Origin of the sequence: Anaerovirgula multivorans (assembly GCF_900188145.1) — a bacterium.
GTDB classification, from domain to species: Bacteria; Bacillota; Clostridia; order Peptostreptococcales; family Natronincolaceae; genus Anaerovirgula; species Anaerovirgula multivorans.
Map to the genome: position 1 here is coordinate 1 of NZ_FZOJ01000037.1, position 13469 is coordinate 13469.

At 33.6% G+C, this 13469-nt stretch carries 14 protein-coding genes; 9 read left to right on the forward strand and 5 right to left on the reverse strand.

The features are described 5' to 3' along the window. Positions 1–217 precede the first annotated feature (217 nt). Complete coding sequence (locus CHB72_RS26835; RefSeq protein WP_207652627.1) at positions 218–370, forward strand: hypothetical protein; 153 nt, start codon at positions 218–220, stop codon at positions 368–370. A 113-nt stretch (positions 371–483) separates the two neighbouring features. Here CHB72_RS26835 and CHB72_RS22100 read toward each other — a convergent pair whose 3' ends face one another. Together CHB72_RS22100 and CHB72_RS22105 are read right to left on the reverse strand one after the other, a co-directional pair. Further along, a complete protein-coding gene (locus tag CHB72_RS22100; protein WP_089285045.1) occupies positions 484–678 on the reverse strand; it encodes a hypothetical protein in 195 nt (64 codons plus the stop codon). 195 nt (positions 679–873) lie between these two features. Beyond that, entirely contained in the window at positions 874–1848 is a 975-nt protein-coding gene (locus tag CHB72_RS22105) for an aldehyde ferredoxin oxidoreductase C-terminal domain-containing protein (protein ID WP_089285046.1), read from the reverse strand. A 679-nt stretch (positions 1849–2527) separates the two neighbouring features. On the opposite strand from CHB72_RS22105, the gene CHB72_RS22110 reads away from it, so the two are divergent. Next, positions 2528–3247, forward strand: a complete 720-nt coding sequence (locus CHB72_RS22110) for a LytR/AlgR family response regulator transcription factor (protein WP_089285047.1) — start codon at positions 2528–2530, stop codon at positions 3245–3247. 26 nt (positions 3248–3273) lie between these two features. Beyond that, positions 3274–4533: a sensor histidine kinase gene (locus CHB72_RS22115; protein WP_089285048.1), complete on the forward strand. Its 1260-nt coding sequence runs from the start codon at positions 3274–3276 to the stop codon at positions 4531–4533. Here CHB72_RS22115 and CHB72_RS22120 read toward each other — a convergent pair. Both CHB72_RS22120 and CHB72_RS28140 read right to left on the reverse strand, forming a co-directional pair. Then, positions 4525–4665, reverse strand: coding sequence for an AgrD family cyclic lactone autoinducer peptide (locus CHB72_RS22120; RefSeq protein ID WP_141131546.1), 141 nt, complete (start codon positions 4663–4665; stop codon positions 4525–4527). The genes CHB72_RS22115 and CHB72_RS22120 overlap by 9 nt on opposite strands. Further along, positions 4662–5231 carry an accessory gene regulator ArgB-like protein gene (locus tag CHB72_RS28140; RefSeq protein ID WP_089285050.1) on the reverse strand — a complete coding sequence of 190 codons (570 nt, stop codon included), beginning with the start codon at positions 5229–5231 and terminating at the stop codon, positions 4662–4664. Before CHB72_RS28140 ends, CHB72_RS22120 begins: the two co-directional genes overlap by 4 nt. Before the next feature lie 562 nt (positions 5232–5793). Between CHB72_RS28140 and CHB72_RS22130 the strand changes: the two genes are divergently transcribed. The 3 genes from CHB72_RS22130 (at position 5794) to CHB72_RS22135 (ending at position 6914) form a co-directional block, all read left to right on the forward strand. Then, entirely contained in the window at positions 5794–6390 is a 597-nt protein-coding gene (locus CHB72_RS22130; RefSeq protein ID WP_089285051.1) for a hypothetical protein, read from the forward strand. Between the two features lie 14 nt (positions 6391–6404). Further along, positions 6405–6554, forward strand: coding sequence for a hypothetical protein (locus CHB72_RS26840; protein ID WP_176431542.1), 150 nt, complete (start codon positions 6405–6407; stop codon positions 6552–6554). Between the two features lie 153 nt (positions 6555–6707). After that, positions 6708–6914 (forward strand): hypothetical protein, encoded by a 207-nt coding sequence (locus tag CHB72_RS22135; RefSeq protein ID WP_089285052.1) that lies wholly within the window; start codon positions 6708–6710, stop codon positions 6912–6914. Positions 6915–7370: 456 nt separating this feature from the next. On the opposite strand, the gene CHB72_RS22145 is transcribed toward CHB72_RS22135, so the two are convergent. Beyond that, positions 7371–9101 (reverse strand): aldehyde ferredoxin oxidoreductase family protein, encoded by a 1731-nt coding sequence (locus tag CHB72_RS22145; protein WP_089285054.1) that lies wholly within the window; start codon positions 9099–9101, stop codon positions 7371–7373. Between the two features lie 376 nt (positions 9102–9477). Between CHB72_RS22145 and CHB72_RS22150 the strand changes: the two genes are divergently transcribed. The 3 genes from CHB72_RS22150 to CHB72_RS22160 are packed head-to-tail and all read left to right on the forward strand — an operon-like array spanning position 9478 to position 13299. Further along, positions 9478–10155, forward strand: a complete 678-nt coding sequence (locus CHB72_RS22150) for a GntR family transcriptional regulator (protein ID WP_089285055.1) — start codon at positions 9478–9480, stop codon at positions 10153–10155. 26 nt (positions 10156–10181) lie between these two features. After that, positions 10182–12551: a glycyl radical protein gene (locus CHB72_RS22155; protein WP_089285056.1), complete on the forward strand. Its 2370-nt coding sequence runs from the start codon at positions 10182–10184 to the stop codon at positions 12549–12551. Continuing rightward, positions 12538–13299: a glycyl-radical enzyme activating protein gene (locus CHB72_RS22160; RefSeq protein WP_089285057.1), complete on the forward strand. Its 762-nt coding sequence runs from the start codon at positions 12538–12540 to the stop codon at positions 13297–13299. The genes CHB72_RS22155 and CHB72_RS22160 overlap by 14 nt, the downstream gene beginning before the upstream one ends. Positions 13300–13469 lie beyond the last annotated feature (170 nt).

Here is a 13469-nt window from a genome sequence, read left to right on the forward strand (position 1 = left end):
TATCGAGGTCTAGAGTTATTATAAACTCTAAATTCGATAGGCTTGATTATTTTTTGAGGATTTCAACTGAAATTTTCAATTTCCCGATATCCCCTTTGTTCTTTATATCTCATATTTACGATAACATTTTTTATGTTTCTCGTATATAGATTTGTTAATATCTGTTTTATTGCTAATATGGAACATACCGAATCTACGGTATTTGCCAGAGGAATTAATGGAATTGTTTAAGGACATAGAGACAAAGTATAAATACATGGGGAATGAAGATTTAGCATATAACAAAAAAGCTGCCTTTTTAGCAGTCATTATAGTTTTACCATTTGCCCAAGTACTTATTTTATTGCTGATATTGTTAATGGTAAAATAACTTTGTAAAAAGTCCTGAAGTATTAATGCCTCAGGACTTTTTGGAGGATGAATATATTAAGCTAGAACTACTGGTTTTTTATAGGGAGATCAATACTTCATCCTTTATACAACTTAGCAAACTCCGAATAATCCTCGACCACCAAAAAGTACAATTAGCAATAGGAAGAAGAATAGTAAGCTATCTCCTGCAGCTCTAAATATGCCACAGTTACAGAATATAATCACCAATAGCAAGAAGAAAAATAATAAGCTGCTTTGCCCTCTAAATATACCTCCAAAAAAATCTGTTTTAGCTACATCACTCATAGTGCTCACCTACTTTATAATATTTGACTATCTCTAGTCTTAATACAAAATATGCATTTAAAATAAAAGGGTGATTTTAAAGTTTGAAAAATTCAATTAATTATAAAACTGGACAGTTGACTATGGTTTCCGTAAGTATTATATATATTTGTGACAAGATTATAATATTAGGCAATATCGTGATGATAAGTGGAACTAGAAATTATAAAATGTATCTAACTCTTCTTCACCGATATCGAAATGAATATCGTGGGGAGCTAATTTTTCCTTCATCAAAAACTCTGGCAACCGGTCATGTTCTTTTGTAAATCCAGCTTGCACATTAAAATCTCTTTCTACTTTTAACGTTCTTTTACCTAATGCAAGTGCATCCTCTACACTTAAACTCCAGCCGAAGCGAGTGTTTAACATCTCAACAATCGTTGGCATAGCATCTTCATTATCTAAAATAGCAAAGGCTACAAACAAGCAAAATCCTGTTGAATCTATGAGGGTACTGGCTATCTGTAGGTTTCTAGAAAGGTCTAGCTGGCCTTCACGTTTTAAAGGATCTACGATTCCTCCTACTTTTAATATATTTGCTGTAATACAGTAACCGGCAGTATGGTCAGCTCCCATGGGTGTTGTGGCATAAGTAACACCTATTCCCTTAATACCTCTTGGATCGTATGCTGGCATATGTTGCCCTTTAACTGCTGCTATTCTAGTGATGCCAAAAGCCTGTCCAGCAAAAACGGAGCCTTGACCAATAATTCTACCCAGTGGACTACCTTTGCCTACTTCTTCCAATGCTTCCAAGGCTTTTTTACCGTCACCCCAAGGAATAATGCCCGCTTCCATGAGTACCCCTAAAGTACCCCCTGTTTCTATTGTATCCAAGCCTAAGTCATTAGATAACCAGTTCAATTCTCCAATATCATCTAAGCTAGAAACTTCACAGTGAGCTCCAAAGGCCCAAGCAGTTTCATATTCTATTGGAGAAATTGTTTTTCCTGAAGGTAGTGGATACTCATTAGAGCAGCCTATAACACATCCTGGCATACATCTATGGGTAGCGGAGCCTCCACGCTCTTCAGCTATTTTAGCTAATGTTTCTCCACCAATGGGGTCGGCATGCTCAAATCTTCCCGTAGCAAAATTTTTGGTGGGTAGACCCCCTGCTTCATTGATATAGAATTACCAAACAGGCTTTTTCAAAACAAAGGGTGAAGCTAAATCCACACATGTCGAGACGACGGTTTCAACTGCTAACATGCTCATGAATAATATTGCTGTTATTCAGTGAAAAATTATTGATACACTATATTGACCTGCAAAAATGGATACAGTATATTTTATATAATATAATTTACAAATTATTTGATCTAAGTACTAATATATCAGATTTTTAAGGAGGACTTTTGATATATTCTGCTGTTTAGAGGTGTACATGTAAAAGTGGTCTAAAAATCAGTTTTTTTTAGTGGTTTCAAACTGTTTCCGGTGTTAGTTCTAGAAAGCTGATAATCAATTGAAGTGATATAAAACGTATGATAAAATCTGAGAGTATATAAAAAAATGTTTGTTTGTCAACAAATCATAAGTTAGATAGAAAGGATATAGCAGTAGGCTAGTAAGTGCTTTGATGTTGAAAATAAGGGAAATCAGGAAAAGAGAGTAATTCTTAATAAAAGGATGCTCTCTTTTTATAATTCTGGTAGATGTTCTATAACATTTCGTCGACGATTTTTAACATTTTACCGATTTTTTATTTAAATTAGCATTACATTATGTTAGTGTTTTATTAGGCTTCAATAAAATGTTAAATATATATCAATGCTTGATAAGAAATAGGAGCAGGAGGATTACAATGTTGAATATCCTTGTAGTTGAAGACAATCAAGTTGAAAGAAACAATTTAGTTAGAATGCTTAGGCGTTTAAAGACAGGCATAAAAATATTTGAGGCTGCCACCGGCGAACAAGCAATAAAAATATTAAGACAAGAAATGATTGGATTATTCTTTTTAGATATTGAACTTCCTGATATATCGGGCTTGAAAATCGCAGCGACGATTCGCTCTATGCCTCAATACGAGTTAACCTATATTGTCTTTATCACTACCCATGTTTATTATCAGCTGGAAGCCTTTAAAAAGTACCATTGCTATGACTTTATTGAAAAACCCTATAAAAAAGAGGATGTGGCAAAAATTTCAGAGAGGCTGATAAAAGGAATTACAAAGGAGTGGGATAAAGAACAAGTAGTCCGATTTCAAATTAGAAATTGCATCTTAAAAATTTTTCTTAAAGATATTTTATTTATAGAGTCTCAGGGGAGAAACTGTGTGATTCATACCAAAAATAATCAATACATCATCCCTAATATTTCAATGCAAAAGCTATTAGAAAGAATAGGAGCTTCTAATTTTATGCGAACCCATAAATCTTATATAGTGAATCTCAAAAATATTCACCTAATAGAAAAGCATGAGAAAAACTCTTGGATAGTGCATTTTGAAAATTATTCTTTAGTTGCTTATATAAGTGATAAATACAAAAAGGATTTTTTTAATAAATCTTGTGACTAAAGTGTACAGGCTAAAGGGGGAATTATATGCAATGGTATGAAATATTTATTCTTTCGATATTGGAAATGATAGCTATACTATTAGTATGGAGTAAGTTAAATAATCAATTAAATATTTATAGAATAAGGAGTTTCTGTGTTATTATTTTTTTGGCAGCAATGGCAGTGACATTTAATATGTATAATGTTAACCTTGGATTTCTAATTAATTTTATAGTATTATGCATTACAGTTATGATCTTATTTAAAGTGCCTGTTAAAACTACAATTTTACAATTCTTAACTGTATTAATTATATTTTCTAGTATTCAGTTTCTATTTACTTTTATCTTATCATATCTTGCAAATCCTATGGATTATTCATTGATTAACGGGCTTATTGTTAATATAGCTACCCTTATAGTATGTATTATTATTTATAAATATATTATATTTGCTAGGTTGCAAAAATATTTCGCAAAATATGGAAACTACGTGATAACAATTGTTATTAATATCGCAGGAATCCTTTTACTGCTTATGTATATGTGGGCAATGAATAAAGATTTTGTATGGAACTATATAGTGTACCTAGTAGCAGCAATTGTCATCTGGGAAGGATTGAACTTATTTTTTTTATATCAATCAGTACGTATTAAGGAGCAGCAAAAAATGATTTATATTCATGAAAAATATATGCCGTTTTTAAAGGACATGGTACATGAAGTAAGGCAAAAACAGCATGACTTTAAAAATCACCTTAATGCTCTTTACGGACTAGCGCAAATCGAAGATGATCAACAGGCAAAAAAAGAAATCAAACAATATTTAGATACAGTAATTGAAGGAATAAAATCTACTGATCAGCTGCTGAATATAAAAGAACCTATCTTAACTGCAATCATTTATAGTAAGAAGTTCTTGGCAAAAGAAAAAGGTATTTCTTTTAATATTGAATTTCAAGGGGAAATACCACAATATCCATTAGAAAAACATGAACTTGTTGAATTGTTAGGTAATCTGTTAGACAATGCCATTGAGGCAGCTGAAGATAGTAGTGTTGAAAGAGCTAAAATATTTTTAACCCTTGGAAAAGAAGAAAATTATAGCATGATAGAAGTAAAAAATACAGGAGGATCAATTCAACAAAAGCATATGGACCGTATGTTTGAAAGGGGTTTTTCTACCAAAAAAGGAAAGCATCAAGGCTATGGTTTATATAATGTAAAGCAAATCGTTGATTATTATCAGGGAACCATAGAGCTTTCCTTTGATGGGGGATGTACAGTTTTTAAGATATTATTTTAGCAGATTTTTAGGACATTTTGGCTCTCCCCAGAAGACGATTGAACCGGAACAAGCAATTAGATCTGAAGCAAGTACAAACATAGATGCAATAGAAAATAAAACTACTTTAAATATTGAACCATTGTTTTTCATTGGACTACCTCCTTTACTGGTAATAATTGGAATGATTGCAAACAAATTGTCCATATGCCGCATTCAAAAAAAGTTTGATTATGTATAAAAATAAATTTGAACAAAACAATAATCCATAATAGTGTAGAGAAAAGGGATAGATATTTCAGTATCCTTTTTCTTTTTTTATTTAAAATAGGTCGAAAGATAGAGGGCTTAGGGGAATGATAATAAATGATTATTGTGCTAATCAGCATCAGTATAAGGGCCCTATGGAAGGACAACGTAAATAAATACGGCAAAATTAAAACAGCTAAGGAGAAAAAATTAAAGCTTATCACAAAGCATAACAACCCACCTTCAAAGTGCAGCCCTCCAGAAAATAAACGAATCGACAGCAATAGACCCAGAGAAAACAAGAAGAAAGATACCTTATTTAACCTGGCGAAAAATAACAGAAGTATAATGAATTTTATTCCTTCATTCCAGATAACCCTCATGGCATACTTCATTTTACGAAGATCACTATGAGATAAAAGTTTTTCTTTATAGATTTTATAGACAAAAAGATCAATAGGGCTATGCATTTCAACTCATCTCTAACCTTTTCAACTAAATTGAATCATAACATAATTGGAAATAATATACAACCCAGATGTAATGAAACGGGAGTTTAATGTAACGAAAAAGTTTTTTCACCCATTTCATTACATTAAACTCCCGTTTTGTTACAATTATATTGAAAAAAAGGAATTTTTTTGATACATTGAGGATGTACTTAGGTATAAACTAGGTTATCTAATCGAAAAAGACAGAAATAAAAAAATAAGATGTGAAGGAGGGAAGATATTATGGACAAGATTTCCCGAGATTCTCCAAAAAACAGTGACAAACCTATTATCTTTTTTATGTTTCTGTGATAAAATCATGAGAGGATTTTTCTTTCTGAGTGTTTTGTGGACAAAAACATTTTATCAGAAATACAGGGATATCCTATTTATTTTTCAAAAAAAGATTCAAAAATTTTTGAGTGAATTTTTATGGATTAAGCAAGTAATTATCTGATTTTTTATTTTTACTTGCCGAATCCAAGTTTAAAATATTTTTTAAAGGTAGTATAAAGTAGTTTTTAAATAGGAGGAATAAAAAATGAAAAAAGTAGTTGCATTAATTTGTATCATAAGTTGTGTATTTACGATGTCTGTAGGTGTTTTTGCAACAGAGCAAGAAGAGGTTACTCTGAATGTTTTGGAAGAAATGTATGAATTAAAAACAATAGATGAAGTTCCAGAAGGTATTGAGCCAATTGAATTAGAATTAGAAGAAGTGGAAGATTTTATAAAATCTATAGAAAAATACAATACAGAAACTGAGCCTGATGGTGAAATAGAAGTATCAGATGATTACAATTCTAATGAGATGCGAATACTATCAAGTAGTTGTAAAAGTCAAAAGATTAGCAAGAAGGAATTAATAGGAATTTTATTATGGAAAAAGCTGTACGGTACAATCAAAATATGCGATAATAAAATTACAGAAGCAAACTCATTAGGAATGAGTTTTGAAGGTTATTCTCCAGGAATAACTTTAAGAGATTCTTCCGTTAAAACTAGATATGATATTAGTGATAATGGTAAAACAATAACTTTATACGGTGAGGGAGATGTAGACTATTATCTACTTATTGACGGGGCAATTAAACTATTCACACTTCACACAGAAATGGAATTTGATTATTCACTTTAAAGGTGGTTATGACTATGAGTATTTTAACTATTAGTATGCAGATTCTTAATACAATTTTAGGAGTATTAGGTATTTATTTACTGTTTATCGTTCTACCAGCAAAAATCAAAAAAAAATCATTACAGCTAGATCGCATCGAAAATATACTATCGAAAAAAAAATAAAAAAGTACAGTAAAAGCACAGCCTTTTTATGGACTGTGCTTTTTCAGTGCGACAGGCAGTCGCACATTCATGAACTAAAGTTTATGGGCAAAAAGTCAATGGGGGATAGTGAAATATCTCTCTTTATATTTCAATTCTAAAGGAGGCTAAAATTTGAAACATATCTATGCTATCCTGTTAGGGATTTTATGTGGATTTATATCTTTTTTATTTGCTATCTATCTTCCTATATATATTAATTTAGGAAATGGATACTATGCAAGTATAATAATTTTAATCTCTATTCTGATTGGAACAATTATAGCTTGCACATTGACGGTTGTAAATTTACTAAAAGAAATAAAAAAGCTAAAAACATGACTATATTTATACGTCAGTAGCGTCAATGGGGACGGTTATGGCGCTGGCAATCGGAAGTTTTGTTCTAGTAGGAACACTGCGAGGTGGAAAAGACAAATTTCCTAAATTTCTTGTTTTCTAAAAATGACAAAATAAAAACTATACAAGCGATTATTTTATTAATAATTCTTATGTTGATTCCAGTCTTTGTAAGGATATTAGATATAAAAGTCAGTAAAGAAGTACAATGGCTTATCTTTTTTCCTTTTACTATGTTCACCCTTATGGCCATTTGTCAGCATAATAATGAGCATTGATTCCACTGTTATATAAAGAGAAAAAGCCTCCTTTGTTAAAAAGGAGATAGGTCTGCCGACCGATACCAAGCAAAGGAGGCTATCCTAAATGGAAGAGCACTATGTTTTGTCTATTTATAATAAGGTTATAATACTAGGCGATATTATGATGTAAGTACAGTTAAAAATTATAAAATGCATCTAACTCTTCTTCACCGATATCGAAATGAATATCGTGGGGAGCTAATTTTTCCTTCATCAAAAACTCTGGCAACCGGTCATGTTCTTTTGTAAATCCAGCTTGCACATTAAAATCTCTTTCTACTTTTAACGTTCTTTTACCTAATGCAAGTGCATCCTCTACACTTAAACTCCAGCCGAAGCGAGTGTTTAACATCTCAACAATCGTTGGCATAGCATCTTCATTATCTAAAATAGCAAAGGCTACAAACAAGCAAAATCCTGTTGAATCTATGAGGGTACTGGCTATCTGTAGGTTTCTAGAAAGGTCTAGCTGGCCTTCACGTTTTAAAGGATCTACGATTCCTCCTACTTTTAATATATTTGCTGTAATACAGTAACCGGCAGTATGGTCAGCTCCCATGGGTGTTGTGGCATAAGTAACACCTATTCCCTTAATACCTCTTGGATCGTATGCTGGCATATGTTGCCCTTTAACTGCTGCTATTCTAGTGATGCCAAAAGCCTGTCCAGCAAAAACGGAGCCTTGACCAATAATTCTACCCAGTGGACTACCTTTGCCTACTTCTTCCAATGCTTCCAAGGCTTTTTTACCGTCACCCCAAGGAATAATGCCCGCTTCCATGAGTACCCCTAAAGTACCCCCTGTTTCTATTGTATCCAAGCCTAAGTCATTAGATAACCAGTTCAATTCTCCAATATCATCTAAGCTAGAAACTTCACAGTGAGCTCCAAAGGCCCAAGCAGTTTCATATTCTATTGGAGAAATTGTTTTTCCTGAAGGTAGTGGATACTCATTAGAGCAGCCTATAACACATCCTGGCATACATCTATGGGTAGCGGAGCCTCCACGCTCTTCTGCTATTTTAGCTAATGTTTCTCCACCAATGGGGTCGGCATGTTCAAATCTTCCCGTAGCAAAATTTTTGGTGGGTAGACCCCCTGCTTCATTGATAATGTTCATAAGTATATTGGTTCCGTATTTAGTTAAACCTTCTCCTGTTACGGGGTGATTCTGTAACATTGCTGTAAACTTCTTAGCTGCTTTCTTAAAACTTTCTTCATCATGAATTTTAGCAGAACGTTTCTTACTTGTTTCTATCACAATAGCTTTTAATCCTTTTGAACCCATAACTGCACCTAATCCACCACGGGCTGCAAAACGACTGGCATTTCCTTCGGTATCAGAAGTAGCAATGCCAGCACTAGTCATTAACATTTCTCCCGCGGGCCCAATACAACAAACAGCTGCCTTATCACCATACTGTTGCCGTAAAATATCAGTGGTCTCATAACAACCTTTTCCCTTCAGTTCAGGACTATGTTGTAATTTTACACCTTCATCATTTACGATCAAAACTTGTAAGTCTACCTCCATAGGCAGTCCCTCCACAACAATTGCTCGGATACCTAAATTGGCCATTTTTTGACCGGCTATTCCTCCAGCATTAGACTCTTTTATACCTTTCGTTAAAGGACTTTTACCGCCAATAGAAAGTCTGCCAGAGGAGGGTGCCATGGTTCCTGTTAATAAGCCTGGAGAAAATATCAACTTATTTTCTTCACCTAAGGGATTACAAGTAGGCCTCACTTCTTCGTATACAATTTGAGAGGTAAGGCCTCTTCCACCTAAATGTGTAAACCTTTCTTCAAGGTCTTTGACGGATATCTCCTTTGTGCTCATATTTACTCGAATTATTTTATCTGCCATGATTTCACCACCTATTTTTACTTTAATCTTTTTTATTTTTTGTAAAGATTAGTAAATATATGTATTTTACCGCCATATAATAATATTGGACAAATTTACAAAAAAAGGGAATGAGTTGAGTATGAAAATTAACAATTATTTCAAAGATATTAACAAAAGAGAGAATAAAATTACCAAACAGGTTTTTTCAAAACAAAGGGTGAAGCTAAATCCACACATGTCGAGGGAACGGGTTTCAACTGCTAACATGCTCATGAATAATATGGCTGTTATCCAGTGAAAAATTATTGATATACTGTACCGACCTACAAAAATGTATACAGTATATTTTATATAATATAATTTACAAAATATTTAAATATATTATAATTAGAGTATGATGAAAACTAATGGATTTATAGATAAGAAAATATCAAGACACAAAACATTACCTGAGGTTATTGCAGAGAGGTTAAAGCAAGCTATTATAAATGGAGAACTAAAGGGAGGGCAGCAGCTAAAGCAGGATGAAATTGCTAAAAGATTTAATGCAAGTATGATTCCAGTTAGGGAGGCTTTAAGAATATTAGAGGTGCAGGGACTTGTAAAGCTATATCCAAATAAGGGAGCAATAGTGAGGGAACTTTCCGTAGAGGAAGTAGAAGAGATATTCGATATTAGAATAATGCTTGAAAAAGGAGCATTGAAATTTGCCATTGATAATTTAGATCATAAGGAGATGGAGTATGGAGAATATATTTTAAAGAAAATGGATGTCTTAGTAGAGGAAGAACATTTAAGTCAGCTGAACTTCCAATTTCATAATATTTTATACGGTGCTAGTCAAAAAAACATATTATTAGAGCTTATTAGTGATATGCATATTAAGCTTGAAAGATATATGAGGATTTATCTACTCAATATGGGCTACCATCAAACTTCTCAAGAGGAACATTACAAAATGCTAGAAGCGTGTAAAAATAAGAATAAAAGTTTAGCAATAGAGATTTTAGTACAACATATGGAAAACGCTAAACAATCCTTAGTTATTTTTTTAAAGAGTAGGGAAAATTAAATTAATGTATTAAAGGGGGCAATATTATGAGTACTGAGCGTATAGCTAAATTAAAGAAAAATTATATTGATATAAAGCCGTCAATCTGTGTTGAAAGGGCCATTGCTTTTACTAAGTCACATAAATCTACTGAGGGAGAGGCAATGATACTTCGAAGGGCAAAGGCTTTTAAAGAGGTGTGCAAGCAAATCCCAGTAACGATCTTTGAAGATGAGCTAATTGTTGGTACACCGGGTATATATAAAAGATCTGGTTTTGTCTGTCCTGAGTTTTCATGGCAATGGGTAGAAAAAGAAATGGATGATTTCGGAAAAAGAAGCCAAGATCCATATTTAATAGGTAAAGAGCAAAAAGAAATACTTACAAAGGATATATTTCCATATTGGAGGGGCAAATCCTTAGAAGAAGCCTTTCTTTCTAGAATACCAGAGAAAACGAAAAAGATAGCCGTAGATACTGGCATAGTAGATAATGATTCAAAATGGAGAAGTGCTGTGGGAGAGATAACTCCAGATTATCAAGATATTATTTTTAAAAAGGGTTTTGGGGGAGTTAGAAAAGAGGCTGAAGAAAAACTAGCAAACCTTGAACCTATAACCGGTGAAAATATAGATAAAATAAACTTTTATAAATCTATGGTAGAAAGCTGCGAGGGAATAATTATCCTTTCTAAAAGATATTCTGAAGAGGCAAGGAAAATGGCAGATAGAGAAAAAGATAACAAGAGAAAGGAAGAATTACTAAAAATAGCAGAGGTTTGCAACAATATACCTGAAAACCCACCGCTCACTTTCTATGAGGCAATCCAAACTGTTTGGTTTGTTCAATTAGGTTCGGTTTTGTCTGAAAATTCTCTAGCCTTAAACCTAGGCAGGTTTGATCAATATATGTATCCTTTTTACGAAAAGGATTTAATAAATAACTGTATAACAGAGGAAGTTGCTCAGGAACTAATTGAAGCTCTTTGGCTAAAGTTATCTGAGTGGGTATGGGCAATATCAAAGAATACAGCCCAATACTTTGCAGGGTATAACTCCTTCCAAAACTTAACTGTGGGGGGGAGGAAAAGAGATGGCGGCGACGGAACCAATCCTATTTCCTATATGGCCCTAAAGGCTACTCAAAATATAAAAACCCATCAACCAGGGCTAAGTGTTAGAATACATTCAGACTGTCCACAGGAGTTTTTACTTGCAGTATGTGATCTAATAAGGGAAGGAACAGGATTCCCGGCTGTGCATAACGATAGGATAGGTTCTCAAATGCTACTTGCAGTAGGGCTTTCTCCGGAGGATGCGAGGGATTGGAGTAACTGTGGCTGTGTCGTACCCCATTTTAGAAAGATTGGAGAATGGACATCAGCTGTTAATATTAATCTAGCTGCTGCACTGGAGTATGCACTTAACAACGGTAAAAGTCGCATAACAGGAGAACAGATGGGACTTTTACAAGCAGAAGGGCAAAATTTTGATAGCATTGAGGATGTAAAGGGTGCGGTTTATAAACAATTAGCTAACTTAATAAAACACGCAGTGGTATCAACAGTTGTAGCACAACAAATTCATACAGAAATGGTTCCAAGACCATTTTTATCTACCCTTGTAGGCGGTTGTATGGAAAAAGGTGTGGATTTAAGTAGGGGTGGAGCTCTATATAATGTGGGCCCAGTTTTAACCGGAATTGGAGTTGCAGACGTGGCCAACTCCTTGATTGCAATAAAAACTTTAGTATTTGATGAGAAGAAGGTAACAATAGATGAACTAAATAAAGCTCTAGATAGAAACTGGGAGGGCTATGGAGATTTAAGAAAAGCGGCCTTAGAATCTCCTAAATACGGAAATGACATTGATGAGGTGGATTACTTAGCTGTAGAAATTTCCGATTTCTATAATAGAGAAATTAAAAAATATAAGGATTACTTTGGTTCATTCTTTAACTCTGCTTTTATGGGAATTTCGAACTATATCCCAACAGGAAGCGTGATAGGAGCCACACCAGATGGAAGATATGCTAAATCTCCACTTACAGAGGGAGTATCTCCCCATGCTGGTACGGACTTAACAAGTCCTACAGCTGTAATGAGGTCTGCTGCGAAAATCAATCACGATATCCATACGGGAGGAACTCTTTTAAATATAAAGCTTTCTCCAGAATTATTACAAACTGATAAGAGCTTAGTTAATCTAGCTTCACTTATTAGGGCATATTTTGAGCTTGGTGCATTCCACGTTCAGTTTAACGTTATATCTACAGAAACCTTAAGAGAGGCTCAATTAAACCCAGAGGAATATAAAGATCTGCTTGTAAGAGTAGCGGGCTATAGCACCCAGTTTGTTAACCTATCAAGAGAGGTGCAGGATGCGATTATCGAGAGGACCACATATGAAAGCATCTAAACAAAATCCAAATAAAAATATTAAAGGTTATGTATTTCAAACACAGCGTTGGAGCTTACATGATGGAGATGGCATAAGGACAAGCATATTTTTAGGTGGTTGTCCCTTAAGATGTAGCTGGTGTCATAACCCAGAATCTTGGAGTAGAAATTCTACAGAAACTGTTTCAGTTGAAGAGGTTATCAAAACGATTAAAAGAGATGAAGTTTTCTATAGAGCATCTGGAGGAGGGGTTACCTTTTCTGGAGGAGAACCAACCTATCAAACCGAGTTTTTAAGAGGGTTAGTTAAAAGTTGTATGCTACTTGGTATAAATACAGCCATAGAGACCAGTGGTTTTTTTAATTGGAAAAGTAATAAAGATATTTTTCAGATGCTAGATTTTGTATTTGTGGATATTAAACATATGGATAGCAAAATCCATAAAAAATACACGGGAGTAGGTAACAAGCTTATATTAGAGAATATAACTAAAATAAGTGATTTAGGCAAAACGATTATAATAAGGATACCATTAATATTAGGTGTAAACGATGATGATGAGAACATCGATAAAACAAGTCGATTTATTCTAGAAAATCTAGATATAGAAGGTGTAGAAATACTTCCTTATCACAATTTAGGTGAATATAAGTATAAGGAATTAGGCTTAGATACTCAATATCAGTTTGCAGAACCTGCAAAAGAGAGAATAGAAGAGATAAAGGATAGAATTAAAAGTCATAGTATAAATATAATTGATTATTAGAACCAAGGGGATTGTCCCTGTGGTTCTAATATTATTATTGAAACCGAAAGCCAAGAAGATACTTAAACAATGGTTAAATTTCTAATGAAAGGTAGACATTTAAAGGATTAATGAAAAAACGGCATTCACCATGAAAAAGAAAGAGATGGAAAATCTCCATCTCTCTTACT